The following is a 16,897-nucleotide window of genomic DNA, read 5'->3' on the forward strand; positions in this document are numbered from 1 at the left end:
TCAAGTCCTCGCCTTCTCAGGTCGAGCGGATTCGTTGCGGGTCGCGTGAATCGCCGACAGGTATAGTCCACTCCCCTCCGACGGAGCAAGATCGAGCACAGCCCGACCATGGGTCTTTTCCGAGTTGAGACCTCCCGGAAATATGGACCGTCCACGGCCGCCGTGCCGGAAAAATCCACGACATGTGCCCCGTCCGGCGCAATCAACATCCTTGACATCACCCCGCACTTGGCCCCCTACTGAGGGCTGCGCACCACACAGGACAACGTTGTCCGAGGGCCCTGGTCCGGGCGGGGAGGATGCTCACGCATGCAGTGGTTCGGACGGTTACGCGCGGTCGCGATCACGGCCGCACTCGTCATGACGGTCGGCGCTCCCGGGGTGGCGGTGGCCCGCCCGGCGTCCCTCCCGCTCCCCGCAGGGGCGTTCGCCTCGTCGTTCGAGGCGGGGCAGCCCGCCCCGGACTGGGCCAGTACGCCCGAGCGCGCCCTCGGGGTCGACGGCGGCTACGCCACGGGCGGGCTGCCGGGCGAGGTGACCGACCGGGTCACCGCGGTCCGGGCGAGTGCGGAGAACACCGCCGGCGGAGAGGTGAAGGAGAACCTCGCCGACGGCGAGTCGAGCACCAAGTGGCTGACGTTCGCGGCCACCGGCTGGGCCGAGTTCGACCTGGACGCACCGGCCGCCGTGACCACGTACGCGCTCACCTCCGCCAACGACGTCGCCGAACGCGACCCGGCCGACTGGACCCTGCGGGGCTCGGCGGACGGCGCCACCTGGACGACCCTCGACAGCCGCACCGGCGAGGACTTCACCGAACGTTTCCAGACGAAGACGTACACGCTCGCGGCCCCGGCCGCCTACCGGCACTTCCGGCTGGACGTCACGAGGAACCACGGCGCGGACATCCTCCAGCTCGCCGATCTGCGGCTCGCCACCGGCGGGAGCGAGGGGCCGGTGCCGCCGGACATGCTCACCGACGTCGACCGCGGTCCGAGCGGCTCGCCGACCGCGAAGGCGCGCGCCGGCTTCACCGGCGTCCGGGCGCTGCGGTACGCCGGGCGCCACACCGCCGCGGGGCGGGCGTACTCGTACAACAAGGTCTTCGACGTCAACGTCCGGGTGGGTACCCGGACCGAACTGGCGTACCGGATCTACCCGCAGCTCGCCGACGGCGAGCGGGACTACGCGGCGACGAACGTCTCCGTGGACCTGGCGTTCACCGACGGGACGTATCTGAGCGGGCTGGGCGCGAGCGACCAGTACGGCTTCCCGCTGTCGCCGCGCGGGCAGGGCGCGGCGAAGGTGCTGTACGTCAACCAGTGGAACGACGTGCGATCGGCGCTCGGGTCGGTGGCGGCCGGGAAGACGGTCGACAGGATCCTGGTGGCCTACGACTCCCCCGGCGGCCCCGCGCGGTTCCGGGGCTGGGTGGACGACATCGCGCTGCGGACACGGGCGCCGGAGCCGGCGAAGGCGCATCCGTCGGACTACGCGGTGACCACGCGCGGGACGAACTCCAGCGGGGGCTTCTCGCGGGGCAACACCTTCCCGGCGACGGCCTTGCCGCACGGGTTCAACTTCTGGACTCCGGTGACGAACGCGTCCTCGCTGAGCTGGCTGTACGACTACGCGCGCGGGAACAACGCGGACAATCTGCCCACGATCCAGGCGTTCAGCGCGAGCCACGAGCCGAGTCCCTGGATGGGCGACCGGCAGACCTTCCAGGTGATGCCGTCGGCCGCGGCGGGCACCCCGGACACCGGGCGGACGGCGCGGGCACTGGCCTTCCGGCACACGAACGAGACCGCGCGGCCGTACTACTACGGGGTGCGGTTCGAGAACGGCCTCACGGCGGAGATGGCGCCGACCGACCACGCGGCCGCACTGCGCTTCACCTATCCGGGCTCCGACGCGAGCGTCCTGTTCGACAACGTCACCGACCAGGCCGGGCTGACGCTCGACCGGGCCTCCGGGGTCGTCACCGGCTACTCGGACGTGAAGTCGGGCCTGTCGACGGGCGCGACCCGGTTGTTCGTCTACGGCGAGTTCGACGCGCCGGTCACGGACGGGGCGTCGAGCGGGGTGAAGGGCTATCTGCGGTTCGACGCGGGCGCCGCCCGGACGGTCACCCTGAAGCTGGCGACCTCGCTGATCAGCCTCGACCAGGCGAAGGACAACCTGCGCCAGGAGATCCCGGCCGGCACCGGCTTCGACACGGTGAAGCGGCGGGCGCGGCAGCAGTGGGACGCGCTCCTCGGCAAGGTCGAGGTCGAGGGAGCCACCCAGGACCAGCTCACGACGCTCCACTCCAGCCTCTACCGGCTGTATCTGTACCCCAACTCGGGCTTTGAGAAGGTTGGTTCGACGAACCGGTACGCCTCGCCGTTCTCGCCGATGGAGAGCCAGGACACCCCGACGCACACCGGCGCGAAGATCGTGGACGGCACGGTGTACGTCAACAACGGCTTCTGGGACACCTATCGGACGACCTGGCCGGCGTACACGCTGCTGACGCCCACTCAGGCAGGCGCGCTGACCGACGGTTTCGTGCAGCAGTACAAGGACGGCGGCTGGACCTCGCGCTGGTCCTCGCCCGGCTACGCCGACCTGATGACCGGCACCTCCTCGGACGTGGCCTTCGCCGACGCCTACGTCAAGGGCGTCCGCTTCGACGCGAAGGCGGCGTACGAGGCCGCCCTGAAGAACGCCACCGTCGTACCGCCGTCCTCGGGCGTGGGCCGCAAGGGCATGGCGACCTCCCCCTTCCTCGGCTACACGAGCACCGCCACCCACGAGGGCCTGTCCTGGGCGCTGGAGGGCTGTCTCAACGACTACGGCATCGCCCGCATGGGCCGGGCCCTGTACGAGAAGACCGGCGAGAAGCGGTACGCGGAGGAGTCGGCGTACTTCCTCAACCGCGCCCAGGGGTATGTGCACCTGTTCGACGCCCGGGCGGGTTTCTTCCAGGGCCGTACCGAGGACGGCGCCTGGCGCGTCGAGTCGTCGGCGTACGACCCGCGTGTGTGGGGCTACGACTACACCGAGACCAACGGCTGGGGCTACGCCTTCACCGCCCCGCAGGACAGCCGGGGCCTGGCCAACCTGTACGGCGGCCGGGCCGGCCTGGCGCACAAGCTCGACACCTACTTCGCGACGCCCGAGACCGCCTCGCCCGAGTTCGTGGGCTCCTACGGCGGGGTCATCCACGAGATGACGGAGGCGCGGGACGTCCGGATGGGCATGTACGGGCACTCCAACCAGGTCGCCCATCACACGCTCTACATGTACGACGCGGCCGGGCAGCCCTGGAAGGCGCAGGCGAAGGTGCGCGAGGTGCTGGCGCGGCTGTACACCGGAAGCTCCATCGGGCAGGGCTACCACGGCGACGAGGACAACGGCGAGCAGTCGGCGTGGTACCTGTTCTCCGCGCTCGGCTTCTACCCGCTGGTGATGGGCGGCGGCGAGTACGCCGTGGGCTCCCCGCTGTTCAAGAAGGCGACCGTGCATCTGGAGAACGGCAGGGACCTGGTCGTGAAGGCCCCGAAGAACAGCGCACGGAACGTGTACGTGCAGGGCCTGAAGGTCAACGGCCGCACCTGGACGTCGACGTCGCTACCGCACGCGCTGCTCGCGCAGGGCGGGACGCTGGAGTTCGCCATGGGCCCGCGCCCCTCGGCCTGGGGCAGCGGGAAGGACGCGGCCCCCGTGTCGATCACCCGTGACGACACGGTGCCCTCGCCCCGCACCGACGCGCTCACCGGATCCGGCGCCCTGTTCGACGACACCTCCGACACGGCCGCGACCGTGTCCGACGTGCTGGAGCTGCCGACCGGGGATGCCACGAAGGCCGTGCAGTACACGCTGACCTCCGCCGAGCGGGCGAAGGCGCCCACGGGCTGGCGGCTGGAGGGCTCTTCCGACGGGACGACGTGGAGGACCCTTGACCGCCGCAGCGGACAGACCTTCGCGTGGGACCTGCAGACGCGGGCGTTCGGGGTGGAGTCACCGGGTAGGTACGCGAGGTACCGCTTGGTGTTCGACGGCGAAGTCCGTCTGTCCGAGGTGGAGTTGCTCGCTTGAACGGGATCGACGACGGCTGGCTGCCCCCGGAGGCCTTTCGGCCGCTGGGGGCCCGGCGCATCCTGGTCAGGGGCTCCGGTCCCCTGGTGGACACCGTGCGCGGTGAAGTGTCCGACGCCTGCGCCCGGTTCGGCGGGAAGCTCGTCGGTGGCGGCCCGCACGACCTCCTGCTGGAGATCGCGGGTGGCGACCGCTCGGGCGGCGAGGAGGAGTTCGCCGTCGCACGGGACGGCGGGACGACGAGGGTCACCGCCTCCGGTGGCCGCGGGCTGCTGTACGGCCTCTTCCACGTCGTACGGCTCGGTGAGCGGGGCTTCACGGGCGCCTTCCCGGGCGAGGTCCACCGGCCCGCGACGACCCTGCGCATGCTCGACCACTGGGACAACGTGGCCGTGCACCCGGTCATGGGCCAGGTGGAGCGGGGATACGCGGGCGGATCGTTGTTCTGGCGGGACGGACGGGCACGGGAGGACTTCGCGCGGGTCCGGGCGTACGCCAGGCTGCTGGCCGCCTGCGGGATCAACGCCGTGTGCGTCAACAACGTCAACGTGCACGCCGTCGAGGCACGTCTGCTGACGAAACGGATCGGCGAAGTCGCCGCTGTCGCCGCGCAGTTGCGGTCGTACGGCATCCGCACCCATCTGTCGGTGACCTTCGCCGCGCCGGTCGTGCTCGGCGGGCTGTCCACCGCCGATCCGCTGGACGAGGCGGTGCGGGAGTGGTGGGCGCAGGCCGTGCGCGGGGTGTACGCGGCGATCCCGGACTTCGGGGGGTTCGTGGTGAAGGCCGACTCGGAGGGGCAGCCTGGGCCGTTCACGTACGGCCGCAGCCACGCGGACGGCGCGAACCTGCTGGCCGGCGCGCTCGCCCCGTACGGCGGCACGGTGCACTGGCGGGCCTTCGTCTACGACCACCGGCAGGACTGGCGGGACCGTACGACGGACCGGGCACGGGCGGCGTACGACCATTTCGCGCCGCTGGACGGGGAGTTCGCCGCGAACGCGGTGCTGCAGGTCAAGCACGGGCCGATGGACTTCCAGGTGCGCGAGCCGGTGTCACCGGTGCTGGGGGCGCTGCCGCGCACCGGGCCGGCGGTGGAGTTGCAGGCCACGCAGGAGTACACCGGGCAGCAGCGGCACGTGTGCTGGCTCGGGCCGATGTGGAGCGAGGTGCTGAGGTTCCGGCCGGAGGGGGACAACGGGCCGTCCGTGGGTGAGTCGGCGCGTGATCTGGTGGCCGTGTCCAATGTGGGCGACGACCCGTTCTGGACGGGGCATCCCCTGGCCCAGGCGAACCTGTACACGTTCGGCAGACTGGCCTGGCGGCCGGACGCCGATCCGTACCGTGTCCTCGACGAGTGGATCGGTCTGACGTTCCCCCGCGCGTCCCAGCGGCTGGCCGACGGGCTGCACGCGGTGCTGGACGGCTCCTGGCGGACGTACGAGAAGTACACGGCCCCGCTCGGGGTGGGGTTCATGGTGCAGCCCGGGCACCACTACGGGCCGAGCGTCGACGGCTACGAGTACAGCCCGTGGGGCACCTACCACTTCGCCGATCGCGACGGCGTGGGCGTCGACCGCAGCGCGGCGACCGGGACGGGGTTCGCGGCCCAGTACGCCAAGCCGTGGGCCGAGGTGTACGAGTCCGCCGCGAGCTGTCCGGACGAGCTGCTGCTGTTCTTCCACCATGTGCCGTACGGGCATGTGCTCCGGAGCGGGAAGACCGTGATCCAGCACATCTACGACACCCACTTCAAGGGGGTGGAGGAGGCCGAGGAGGCCCGCCGGGTGTGGGCGGGCCTCGCGGACCTGGTGGAACCGGCACGGCACGGACGGGTGGCGGAGCTTTTCGAGGAGCAGGTGCGCAGCGCCCGCGAGTGGCGGGACCAGATCAACAGCTATTTTTTGCGCAAGTCCGGGGTCCCGGACGCGCACGGGCGGACCGTCTACTGAAGCCGCAGAACGGCGACGCCGAGCGGATCGAGCGCGAGGGGCTCGCCCTGGGCCACCGGCTTTCCGGTGAGGAGGTCGGTGGCGGCGGCGTGGGCGGTCGGGCGGACGGGACGGGTGGTGTGGTTGAGGAGGAAGAGAAGCCGGGTGCCGTCGGGCACCGTGCGGTGTGCGGTCTCCAGTCCGCTGTATCCCGCGTACGGTCCGCTGAGGCCGTGCCGGTCGAGGACGCGGCGCACCACCGCGTCGACACCGGGCTGGTCGAGGGCGGTCGCCACGTACCAGCCCTCGCCCGCCCCGAAGGCGTGCCGGGTCACCGCCGGGGTGCCCGCGTAGAAGTCCGCGCCGTAGGTGCCGACGGCCTCTGCGCCGCGCAGCCGCACCAGTTCGAAGACCAGCCGCGCCTCGCGGAGGACGCCCTCCAGGTACACCGGCTGGACGACGTCCTCGGGGCGGGCGTCCCATTCGTCGACGCGGATGCCGAAGAGCGGGGCCAGCGGGCCGGGGACGTCGGTGAGGAAGGCACGGTCGTGTGCGTCGCAGCGGGCGGTGAGGAAGGTCGCGAGGACGGTGCCGCCCCGCCGGGCCAGGGCCTCCAGCCGCTCGGCCAGGTCGCCCTTGACCAGATGCAGGACGGGGGCGAGGACGACGTCGTAGGGGGTGAGGTCGGCGCTGACGGGGACGACGTCCACATCGGCGCCGGCCGTACGGGCCGCCCGGTAGTAGGAGTGCACGACGTCCAGGTAGCGGACCAGGCGGGAGGGGCCGTCGGAGATCTCCAGGGCCCACCAGCTCTCCCAGTCGAAGAGGAGCGCGGTGCGGGAGGGGGTGCGGGCGGCCAGTGTGGCGGCGCCGAGCATCTCCAGTTCCCGTCCCAGGGCGGCGACTTCCTGGAAGACGCGGGTGTCGTCGCGGCCCGCGTGGCCGATGACCGCGCCGTGGTACTTCTCGCAGGCCCCGCGTGAGGCGCGCATCTGGAAGTAGAGGGCCGCGTCGGCGCCGTGGGCGATCGCCTGGAAGGTCGCCAGCCGCAACTCCCCCGGTCGGCGCAGGGGGTTGACGTCACGGCAGGCGGTGGTGGACGGGGTCTGCTCCATCAGCCAGAAGGGGGCGCCGTCCTTCAGCCCCCGCATGAGGTCGTGGGCGAGGGCCGCTCGGGTGGGCGGGGCGTCCAGCGGCGGGTAGTTGTCCCAGGAGGCGAAGTCGAGGTGGGGCGCCCAGCGGTGGTAGTCCAGCGGACGGTAGGCGCCCATGAGGTTGGTGGTGACGGGTGTGTCCGGGTCGTGGGCGCGGATCGCCTCCTTCTCGGCGGTGAAACAGCCGAGCAGGGCGTCGGTCGTGAAGCGCCGGTAGTCGAGGGTGATGCCCTGGAAGGCGGTGTGGTCGGGGCCGCGCCAGTGCTCGGTCAGGGCGCTCGGGGGCTCGATCTGGTCCCAGTCGGTGTAGCGGTGCGACCAGAAGGTGGTCCACCAGGCGTCGTTGAGGGCGTCCAGGGTGCCGTGCCGCTCGCGCAGCCAGCCGCGGAAGGCGTCGGCGCACAGGTCGCAGTAACAGGAGCCGCCGTACTCGTTGTTGATGTGCCAGGCGAGCAACGCCGGGTGTCGGGCGTACCGTTCGGCGAGGCGCCCGGCCAGGGTGGTGGCGAGCCTGCGGTAGGCGGGTGAGCTGGGGCAGAAGGCGTGTCGCTGGCCGTAGCGGTGCCGACGGCCCTCGAAGTCGGTGCGGTTGACCTCGGGGTACGCCGTGGCCAGCCAGGGCGGGAGGGCGGCGGTGCCGGTGGCGAGGCAGACCCGGCGGCCCTCGGCGGCGGCGCGGTCGAGGACGCGGTCGAGGACGGTGAAGTCGTAGCGGTCCTCGACGGGCTGGGTGAGGGACCAGGTGAAGACCCCGGCCGTGAGGGTGTCGACGCCGGCCCGGGTGAAGAGGCGGTGGTCCTCGTCCCAGACCTGCTCCGGCCACTGCTCGGGGTTGTAGTCGCCGCCGTAGGGGATCTTGGGTGTGCGCGGGAGGTGCGCGGGGGACTGCTCGGGGGGCTGGCTCATGCGGTGAAGTCCTCCTCTGTCTCGGCGATCACCGGGCGGCCCGCGTGCAGCAGGGAGAGCAGCAGCGGGGCGGCGAGCAGGGCGGGCAGGGCCTCGGTCAGCAGGGCGGTCAGTCCGGCGGCGAGGACGAGCAGGGAGGCGGCGGCCAGGGTGACCTTCGCGTGCCGGACCAGGAAGTACGCGGCGAGGCGGGCGGTGTCGCGGGCGCCGAACGTGAACAGCGAGGTGAGGAGCAGGGCGTGGGCGCCCCAGAGGAGGGAGGCCACGCCGATCAGGGCGAGCAGGGCCGCCCACCAGCGGGGCAGCCCGGTGGCGGAGAAGTGGGTGAGGGTGAAGGCGATCACCGTCAGCCAGAGCAGCAGCGGTGTCCAGAGTCTCAGGGCGGGTACGGCGTTGAGGCGCCAGCCCCGGGCGTAGACGCGGGCCGGGTGCAGCTCGGTGAGGTCGCGGCTGCGGTGGTGCAGGGCGTACAGCGCGGCGGAGGCGGCCGGGCCGAGCGGCAGCAGACACAGGGCGGCGAGGGGCAGGTTGGCGGGGTCGGGGCCGAGGAGGAACAGGCCGGCGAGGCCGGGTGCGGCCGAGCCGAGGACGAGGGCCTCGACGGTGAGGAGCGTGTGGACCAGGGCGGCGCCACGGGAGAGGACACCGGTGCCGAAGTCGGTCGCCGTACCGCTCATGACGGCTCCCGGCCCAGCAGCCGTGTCTCGTCCCACCACGGTGGGGTCTCGTCGGTGACCGGGGTCAGTTCCACGAGGGTGACCTCGTGACGGGCCAGGGTCAGGTGCAGGTCGGTGCGGCCGTCGCGGACGGGGAGGCGCCGGTGGGTGCGGGCGGGCTCGGCGGCCTCGTGCAGGACGTCCAGCTGGTCGCGGCGCGGTGAGCGGGGGCTGCCCATGTGACGCCAGGCCGTGTATGCGTTACCCCGTTCATCGTCTACGGTCGACCGGCGAACGAATACCTCGCCCTCGCCCCCGCCCCCGCCCCGGCCTCCCGTCACGGGCACCCGCCCCGGCACCGGCACCGACAGCCGCAGGGCGTGTCCCTCGGGCCCCTCCGTCTCACCGGTCGGGTCGACCGGTGCCCAGGCGAGGACGGTGACCCGGCCGTCGGGGTGCCGGGTGACGAGATGGTCCTCGCCCCGGGCCAGCAGATCGGCGCCCATGCGGGCCATGAACGCGTACAGGTGGTAGACGGGTTTGCGGACCTGCCGGTGGGTGAGCAGGCCGAAGCCGCCGTGGAAGAGGGCGGTGGGGACGCCGGCCTCCTCGAACATGTCGCTGAAGGTCCAGTAGGAGAACGAGTCGACGTGGTCGCCGCCCCGAGCCAGCACGGGGGCCAGATAGGCGGCGTGGAAGGCCGTGTCGTGGACGGGGTTGTCGGGGCGGTAGGAGGAGTTGAACTCCGTGATGTGCACGGGGAGGCCGGCCAGCCGGGTGCCCTTGAGGCGGTCGCGGGGCGTGGCGAACTGGTCGAGCAGGTCGGTCGCCGGGGCCAGGGTCTGGTGGACGCCGAACGGCACGTGCTGGGCGGGGCCGGAGGTGTAGGCGTGTTTGGTGACGAAGTCGACGGGCACCTCGCGGTGCGCGGCGAACTCGGCGAAGCGGTCCAGCCAGTCGTCGGCGCCCGGGGAGATCGCGGGGCCGCCGACCTGGAGCCCGGTGTCGACCTCCTTCACGGCGTGCGCCGTCACCTCGTAGAGCCGGTGGTACGCCCGCTCGTCGGCGCCCTGCCAGAAGTCGGCCAGGTTGGGCTCGTTCCACACCTCGATGGGCCAGGTGCGCACCTCGTCGAGGCCGTAGCGGTCCACGAGGTGGCGCAGGGTGGCACGGACCAGATCGGCCCACTCCCGGTGGGAACGGGGCGGGGTGACATGGCCGCGCCACCAGAAGACCGTCTGGTCACCGGAGGCCAACTCCTCGGGCATGAAGCCCAGTTCGAGGAAGGGGCGGATGCCGAGCGCGAGATAGGCGTCGATCACCTGGTCGACGTAGGTGAAGGAGTGATGGACGTGCCGGGTGCCGCCGTGGTCGTAGGGGCGGTGGACGCCCATGCCGTCGCTGAGCACGCCGTGGCCGCGGATGTGCCGGAAGCCGATGTCGCGCTGGAGGAGGGCGAGGGAGTCCTGGTAGTCGCGGCGCAGGGCGAGTTCGATGCGACCGGTGCCGACGCAGGTCCGCCAGGCGTCGGGGAGCCGGCCGGAGGGCTCGGCGGGGACGCGGATCACCCGTTGTCCTTCCGGAAGCGGTCGCGTGCCTTGTTGTGCAGGTCGACGAGCCGGTCCATGTTCTTGGCCTTCAACTCGGCGACGTAGGAGTCCCATTCGGACAGCGGGCGCTTGCCGAGGGCGAACTTGAGGGTGTTCTGGACGACGTGGTCGCGCAGCGGGGTGTCCCAGAGGGTGGCCTGTTCCTGTTCGACCGACTGGAGCGGGTGGGCGGGGCCGATGGGCAGTTGTTCGCGCTGCGCCATGGCGTCCTGGAACTTCTTCTCGTCGGGGCCGAAGGAGGAGGAGACGAGCGCCCAGCTCCCGCCGTAGGTGAAGACGCCGTTGAAGAAGCCGTAGTCCTTCTGGAGGTCCTTCGGGGCGTCCGGGTCGGAGCCCATCAGGCTGATGCCGGGCTTCAGGGTGTACGTGGAGCCCGAGGAGGTGTACGTCGTGCCCGGCACACCCCACTTGGCGAACCGCTGGCCCTCGTCCGAGTACCAGAGCCAGTCCACGAACTGCATCATCGCGACGAAGGTGTCGCTCTTGAGGGCCTTGCTGGAGATCATGACGCCGTTCTCCAGCCGGGCTCCGCCCATCACCACCGGGCCGGCCGGTCCGAGCGGCACCGGCACCATCTCGATCGTGGCGCCCTCGACCTGTTTCGCCAGGTTGTAGCGGTAGTTCTGGACCAGCTCCTGTGGATTGGCGCTGATCGCGAAGGACTTCTCGCCGAGCAGCTTCTGCACGGCGTCGTCGTCGGTCTGGGTGAAGCTCTCGGGGTCCATCAGCTTCTCGGCGACCAGCTTCCTCAGGTACTCGACCATCTGGCGGTAGCCGTCCGAGGCGCCGGTGAAGACGAAGGCGTCCTTGGTCGCGTCCCAGCTGATGTTGTCGTAGGTCCAGCCCGCCCGGACGCCGTGTGCCTGGCCGAGATAACTCGTCAACGCGGCTGCGGGGTAGGGGGTGTTGATGCTCCAGCGGTCGGAGAGCGGATAGCGGTCGGGGTACTCGGCGCGGATGGCCCTGAAGACCTCGTACACCTCGTCCCAGGTGGTGGGCAGGGCCAGGCCGAGTTTCTCCAGGACGTCGGTGCGCAGCGACAGCGAGTAGCCCGACTTGACCTTCTCGTGCAGCCCGGGCAGGAGGTAGTACTTGCCGTCGGCCTGGCGGATGGAGTCGATCTCCGGCTCCAGCTTCCACCGCTTCACCTTGTCCCGGAAGTTGGGCATGAGGTGCACGTAGTCGCCGACCGGGAGGATCGCGCCCGACGACACGAAGGCGACCTCGGAGGGGTGGTAGGTCTTGGGGATGAGGAAGGGTGCGTCGCCGGCGCCGATGAGGACGCTGCGCTTCTTCTCGTAGTCGGCCAGCGGGACCGCGATCGGCTTCAGGGTGACGCCGGTTCTCCGGGTGAGTTCCTTCCAGAACAACCAGTCGTCCTTCAGGGGGTAGGTGGGGTTGTTGTTGTGCAGCACCGCGAAGGACAGCGGTTTCGCCGCCTTGAACTGCTCGCCGACGCGGTACCGCTTCATCGCGCCGTTCTGCTTCTTGGAGAGGTCCTTGGAGTCCCCTCCGTCGTCGCCGCTGCCGCAGCCGGTGAGCGTGGCGAGGCCGATGAACCCGGCGGCCGCCAGGATCTGACGACGTGACAGCTGATCTGCGTTCTTCACGGACACTCCCTGGTTGGGGCTCAGCCCTTGACGGCGCCGAGCGTCACGCCGGAGACGAAGTAGCGCTGGACGAACGGGTACACGCAGAGGATGGGCAGCGAGGTGAGCACGATCGTGACCGCCTGGATGTTCGCCCCGACCTGGCTGAGCTGCTCGGTCGCGGCGCCGGCGTTGCCACCGGTGGTGGCGCCCGCGATCATGTTGCGCAGATAGACGGTGACCGGCATGAGCTCGGTGCGGTCCATGTAGAGATAGGCCGAGAACCAGGAGTTCCAGAAGGACACCGAGTAGAAGAGCACCATCGTCGCGATGACCGCCTTGGACAGCGGCAGCACGATCCGCAGCAGGATGCCGTAGGTGGTCAGCCCGTCGATCGCGGCGGCCTCCTCCAGTTCGGTGGGCAGCCCCTCGAAGAAGGCCTTCATCACCAGCAGGTTGAAGACGCTGATCGCGTTGGGCAGGGCGATCGCCCACACGGAGTTCTTCAGGCCGAGGCTGGTGACCAGGACGTAGTTCGGGATGAGGCCGCCGCTGAAGAACATGGTGAACACGGCGACACCGACGAGGACTCCCCGCCCCTTGAGGTGCTTCTTCGACAGGACGTACGCGTAACAGGTCGTCAGGATCATGGCGAGGACGGTCGACACGACCGTGTAGAGCACGGTGTTGCCGTAGTTCCGCCAGAACGTCTCGTCGTGGAACACGATGTCGTACGTGGTGAGGTTGAACCCCTTGGGCCACAGCGTCACTTCACCGGCGCGGATCTGGCGTTCGCCGCTGAGGGAACGGGCGACGATGTTGAGGAACGGGTACAGGGTCACCACCACGACCAGCGTGAGGATCACCGCGTTGACGCCCCGGAAGACCCGGTAGGAGCGGCTCTCCCGCCGCGTCGGGCTCACCACAGGCTCGTCCCCACGGTGCGGCGCGAGAGCTGGTTCGCGGAGGTGACCAGCACCAGGCCGATGACCGCCTCGAACAGGCCGATCGCGGCGGCGTAGCTGAAGCTGTTGGACTCCACGCCTGCGCGGTAGAGGTAGGTGGAGACCACGTCGGCCGTCGGGTAGGTCAGGGCGTTGTACAGCAGCAGGATCTTCTCGAAGCCGACCGCCATGAAGGTGCCGATGTTGAGAATCAGCAGGGTGATCATGGTGGGGCGGATGCCGGGCAGCGTGACGTGCCAGATCTGCTGCCAGCGGTTGGCGCCGTCGATACGGGCGGCCTCGTAGAGGTCCTCGTCGATCGTGGTGAGCGCGGCGAGGTAGAGGATCGTGCCCCAGCCGGCGGTCTGCCAGATCTCCGAGCCGACGTAGATCGTGCGGAACCAGCCGGGTTCCTGGACGAACCGGATCGGGTCGTGGCCGAACCAGCCGAGGACATGGTTGACCGGGCCGTCCACGGCGAGCATCTGCAGGGTGATGCCGGCGACGATCACGATCGACAGGAAGTGCGGCAGATACGACACCGACTGCACGAACCGTTTCAGCGAGCGTCGGCGGACCTCGTTGAGCAGCAGCGCCAGCACGATCGGGACCGGGAAGCAGAAGAGGAGCGTCAACGCGCCCAGCCACAGGGTGTTGCGGAAGACCTGCCAGAAGGTGGGGTCGGTCAGGAACATCCGCACATAGCGCAGCCCCACCCACTGCTCCCCCAGGATCGAACCGCCCGGCTCGAACCGGCGGAACGCGATGACGTTGCCGATCATCGGCAGATAGCGGAAGACCAGGAAGAACAGCAGCGGCAGCACGGCCAGCGAATACAGCCGCCAGTCCCGGCGCAGCGCTCTGCGCCAGCCGGGACGCGCGGGCGAAGGGGCGGGGCGGACGGACGCCCGGGGCGGGTCCTGGGTGCCGGGCGGTGGGGCCGGTGTGGTGGAGGTGCTCATGCTCGGGCCTCCCATGACGGGAACGCGGTACCGAAACTTTCGAGCTCTTACCGGTAACTTCGCGGCAACTTAGGGGCACTCAGAAAGCGCTGTCAATGGGTGCGACGCGAGACGCCCGAGGCGGATGAAGGGCGTTGGAACGCGAGGAGACGGGGTAGAACCCCGAAGCGCACCGCCGAACTGCTCCGCAACTTTCCCCGTCCGGACCGATTCCTGCGAGGTGCCACCGTGTCCGCGTTCGACCTGCCGCCGAGCGAGCTGGAGAGCTACCGGTTCCTGCCCGAGGAGCCCGCCGACTTCGACGCGTTCTGGCAGCACACCCTGAAGGAGGCCGCGCAGGACGACGCGTTGGTGTCGGCCGACCCGGTCGAGACCGGCCTCGTGCTGACCACGACCTGGGACGTGACGTTCCGGGGCTTCGCCGGGGACCCGGTCCGTGCCTGGTACTCCCGTCCGGCCGGGGTCCTCGACCCGCTGCCCGCGGTCGTCGAGTACGCCGGCTACGGCCGCGGCCGCGGCCTCCCCCACGAACGCCTGACCTGGGTGAACGCCGGATACGCACATCTGCTGATGGACAACCGCGGCCAGGGCGACCAGTACGGCAACGGCGGCGCCACACCCGACCCGCACGCCCAGGCGCCCGGCGGCCCCGGCCCGGCCGTCCGGGGCCTGCGCGCCCCGCGGGATTACCACTACCGCCGGCTGATCACGGACGCCGTGCGGGCGGTGACGGCCCTGCGCGCGCTGCCCGGCGTGGACCCCGGCCGGATCGCGGCCGTCGGCAACAGTCAGGGCGGCGGTCTCGCCCTCGCCGTGGCGGGTCTGGTCCCGGACCTCGCCGCCGTCGTGGTCACGGCCCCACTGCTGTGCGGCATCCGCCGCGCCCTGGACCTCACCGACGCGGGGCCCTACGGCGAGATCGCCGCGTACCTCGCGGTGCACCGCGGCGCCGAACAGGGCGCCTACCGCACCCTCGCCTACGTGGAAGGCGTGTCCTTCGCCCGCCGCGCCCAGGCCCCGGCCCACTTCGGTACGGGGCTGCGGGACACGGTGTGCCCGCCGAGCGGGGCGTACGCCGCCTTCAACCGCTACGGCGAGCTCTCCGGCGTGGACCCCCGCAAGGAGATGCACGCCTACCCGTTCAACGGGCACGAGGGCGGCGACGCGGTCCAGGTGCGGCGCCAACTCGACTGGTTGGGCGAGGTGTTGGAGCTCAGCGGGTCGCGAGGGTGAACATAGGGAGGTCCGGGTCGCCGGGCAGGGTGACGCGGGTGATCGCCTTCTCCGTCCGGCGCCGTGAACGGCCGGGTGGCGAACACATGGGTCGCCACCGGGTCCTTGTCCGCCCCGGCCACGTTCCGGTACACGCTCCGTGGTCCGCCTCGTCGTGGTCGCCCTCGTCGTCGGAGACCCCGGTGTTGTCGCGGGCCGCGTGCCGGGGGCGGCCACGGTCAGGGCGACGGGCTGCTCGCCCGCGGTGTCGCCCGAGGTCACGGTGATGTGCACGTCGTAGAAGCCCTGGGCGGGGGACGCGGAGAAGGCGAGGGTGATCCGCCGTGCGCCGTCGACCACCGTGCCCTCGGCCGGGGTGGCCGTGATCCCGGCGGGGGTCCGCACCCGGAACCGCGCCTCGGGTCCCGTGCCGCCGCTGAGTGCCAGGGCGCGGATGCCGACCTCGTGCTGCCGCCCGGCGCGTGGGTGGCCGCGATGGGGCCGACGCCGATCCGGTACGGCTGCTCGCCCGCGCGGAAGGGGGGCGGGCGTCGGACGGGTCGCTCCCCCGGTGTCGCGCACCGTGCGTCGCCCGAGCCCTGCACGACCCCGGCGACGTCGCCGGGGTCGTGCAGGGCGTCGGCCGGTCAGCCGACCCGGCAGGGAAGGGTCGTGGCGCTGTCGCCGCCGGTGCCGGAGACGACGTATCCGAAGGTCGTGCTCTGGCCCGGACTCAGGGAGCCGTTCCAGTCGGCGTTGTGGACCATCACCGCCTGGCCGGTGTAGGTGGCGTTGCCGTTCCAGAGGCTGTTCACCGTCTGGCCGGCGGGCAGGGTCCAGTCGACCATCCAGCCGAGCATGGGGACGTCACCGGAGTTGGTGACGGTCACCTCGGACTGGTAGCCGCCGTTCCAGCTGTTCGTGGTGCGGCGGGTGGCGGTGCAGGCGCCGGGGACGGGCTCGTTGGGGTTGCCCGGCTCATGGATGCCGGTCACCTCGCCGTTGCCGCCGTCGAACACGACGTCGGAGCAGGAGTAGAAGGTCTCCTGGCTGTCGGAGCGCTGCCAGACCATGTAGATGATGTGGCGGCCCGACTTGTTCGCCGGAAGCCGCCCGCTCCAGGAGTAGTTGGCGTCGACCGTGCCCGGGGAGCCGTTGAGCGGCGGGTGGTCGACGGTGAGGAAGGGCTGGGACTCCATGTCGTCCCAGGTGAGGGTCTTGGTCGGGTCGAAGCCGTCCTTGGTGACGTAGACGTAGAACCATCCCGGGTGCGCCGCCCAGGCGTTGTAGGAGAAGTCGACGGTCGCGCCCGAGGTGAGATGGGTCAGCGGCCAGTCGGCGCGGGCGGCGTTGAAGCCGGTGAAGTTGGTGTTGCCGCCGCTGCACAACTGGCCGTCCGGGACGAAGCCGCGGGTGCGGCCGGCGCCGTCGGAGCGCAGCACGGAGAACCAGTTGTAGAACGGCGTGGTGCCGCTGACCTGCTGGGCGTTCTTGCAGGCCGGGTTGACCGGCTTGATCTCACCGGTGTCGGTCAGCGCGTCCTGCCAGCACAGGAAGGTGCGGCTGGCGGGTTTCATGGGGGTGCCGTGGGCCTCGGCCGGGGCGCCGGTCGTGACGATCAGACCGATGGCGGGGACGGTGGCCAGCAGGGCCAGGAGGACGAGGAGGAGGGCTCGGGAACGTAAGCCGGCCCTCGGTGTACGTGTCGCGATCATGACAGACATGGCGAGTCCGTCCTTCCGTGTACGGACCGTGCAGGTGGGGGTGGTGGCGCGGGATCCGGGTGCGGGTGCACGAGGCGGGAGCGGCCCCTCGGCGGGGCTCCGGCGGGTTCCGGTCCGTCGGGGTCC

The 16,897-nt window shown here is 70.9% G+C and carries 10 protein-coding genes and 1 pseudogene; 3 read left to right on the top strand and 8 right to left on the bottom strand.

Going from position 1 to position 16,897, the window contains the following annotated elements:
* Positions 1-309 precede the first annotated feature (309 nt).
* Complete coding sequence (locus OG852_RS13295; protein ID WP_330348028.1) at positions 310-4,083, top strand: GH92 family glycosyl hydrolase; 3,774 nt, start codon at positions 310-312, stop codon at positions 4,081-4,083.
* A complete protein-coding gene (locus tag OG852_RS13300; protein ID WP_330348029.1) occupies positions 4,080-6,035 on the top strand; it encodes an alpha-glucuronidase in 1,956 nt (651 codons plus the stop codon). Before OG852_RS13295 ends, OG852_RS13300 begins: the two co-directional genes overlap by 4 nt.
* On the opposite strand, the gene OG852_RS13305 is transcribed toward OG852_RS13300, so the two are convergent.
* Genes OG852_RS13305 through OG852_RS13330 form a run of 6 tightly spaced genes read right to left on the bottom strand, consistent with a single transcriptional unit; the run spans position 6,029 to position 13,835 of the window.
* Positions 6,029-8,074, bottom strand: coding sequence for a beta-galactosidase (locus tag OG852_RS13305; RefSeq protein ID WP_133914651.1), 2,046 nt, complete (start codon positions 8,072-8,074; stop codon positions 6,029-6,031). The genes OG852_RS13300 and OG852_RS13305 overlap by 7 nt on opposite strands.
* The gene (locus tag OG852_RS13310) at positions 8,071-8,751 is read right to left on the bottom strand and encodes a hypothetical protein (RefSeq protein WP_330348030.1); all 681 of its coding nucleotides are present in this window, start codon (positions 8,749-8,751) and stop codon (positions 8,071-8,073) included. The genes OG852_RS13305 and OG852_RS13310 overlap by 4 nt, the downstream gene beginning before the upstream one ends.
* Positions 8,748-10,298: a GH39 family glycosyl hydrolase gene (locus tag OG852_RS13315; RefSeq protein ID WP_330348031.1), complete on the bottom strand. Its 1,551-nt coding sequence runs from the start codon at positions 10,296-10,298 to the stop codon at positions 8,748-8,750. Before OG852_RS13315 ends, OG852_RS13310 begins: the two co-directional genes overlap by 4 nt.
* On the bottom strand, positions 10,295-11,950 hold the full coding sequence (locus tag OG852_RS13320; RefSeq protein ID WP_330348032.1) for an ABC transporter substrate-binding protein: 1,656 nt from the start codon (positions 11,948-11,950) through the stop codon (positions 10,295-10,297). Before OG852_RS13320 ends, OG852_RS13315 begins: the two co-directional genes overlap by 4 nt.
* Before the next feature lie 20 nt (positions 11,951-11,970).
* Positions 11,971-12,852, bottom strand: a complete 882-nt coding sequence (locus tag OG852_RS13325; protein ID WP_330348033.1) for a carbohydrate ABC transporter permease — start codon at positions 12,850-12,852, stop codon at positions 11,971-11,973.
* Positions 12,849-13,835 carry an ABC transporter permease gene (locus OG852_RS13330; protein WP_133914656.1) on the bottom strand — a complete coding sequence of 329 codons (987 nt, stop codon included), beginning with the start codon at positions 13,833-13,835 and terminating at the stop codon, positions 12,849-12,851. The genes OG852_RS13325 and OG852_RS13330 overlap by 4 nt, the downstream gene beginning before the upstream one ends.
* A gap of 228 nt (positions 13,836-14,063) precedes the next feature.
* On the opposite strand from OG852_RS13330, the gene OG852_RS13335 reads away from it, so the two are divergent.
* Entirely contained in the window at positions 14,064-15,068 is a 1,005-nt protein-coding gene (locus OG852_RS13335; protein ID WP_330348034.1) for an acetylxylan esterase, read from the top strand.
* Here the strand turns inward: OG852_RS13335 and OG852_RS13340 are convergent.
* A pseudogene (locus OG852_RS13340) lies at positions 15,049-15,616 on the bottom strand (hypothetical protein); the annotation flags it as partial. The gene OG852_RS13335 and the pseudogene OG852_RS13340 sit on opposite strands and share 20 nt — an antisense overlap.
* 78 nt (positions 15,617-15,694) lie before the next feature.
* Positions 15,695-16,771: a lytic polysaccharide monooxygenase gene (locus OG852_RS13345; protein WP_330348035.1), complete on the bottom strand. Its 1,077-nt coding sequence runs from the start codon at positions 16,769-16,771 to the stop codon at positions 15,695-15,697.
* Positions 16,772-16,897: the final 126 nt, after the last annotated feature.

The organism is Streptomyces sp. NBC_00582 (genome assembly GCF_036345155.1).
Classification (GTDB): domain Bacteria; phylum Actinomycetota; class Actinomycetes; order Streptomycetales; family Streptomycetaceae; genus Streptomyces.

Bases quoted from the DNA above. Each gene is read 5' to 3' on its own strand.
- OG852_RS13295 (WP_330348028.1), top strand. From the start codon at position 310: ATGCAGTGGTTCGGACGGTTACGCGCGGTCGCGATCACGGCCGCACTC.
- OG852_RS13305 (WP_133914651.1), bottom strand. From the start codon at position 8,074: ATGAGCCAGCCCCCCGAGCAGTCCCCCGCGCACCTCCCGCGCACACCC.
- OG852_RS13310 (WP_330348030.1), bottom strand. From the start codon at position 8,751: ATGAGCGGTACGGCGACCGACTTCGGCACCGGTGTCCTCTCCCGTGGC.
- OG852_RS13330 (WP_133914656.1), bottom strand. From the start codon at position 13,835: ATGAGCACCTCCACCACACCGGCCCCACCGCCCGGCACCCAGGACCCG.
- OG852_RS13345 (WP_330348035.1), bottom strand. From the start codon at position 16,771: ATGTCTGTCATGATCGCGACACGTACACCGAGGGCCGGCTTACGTTCC.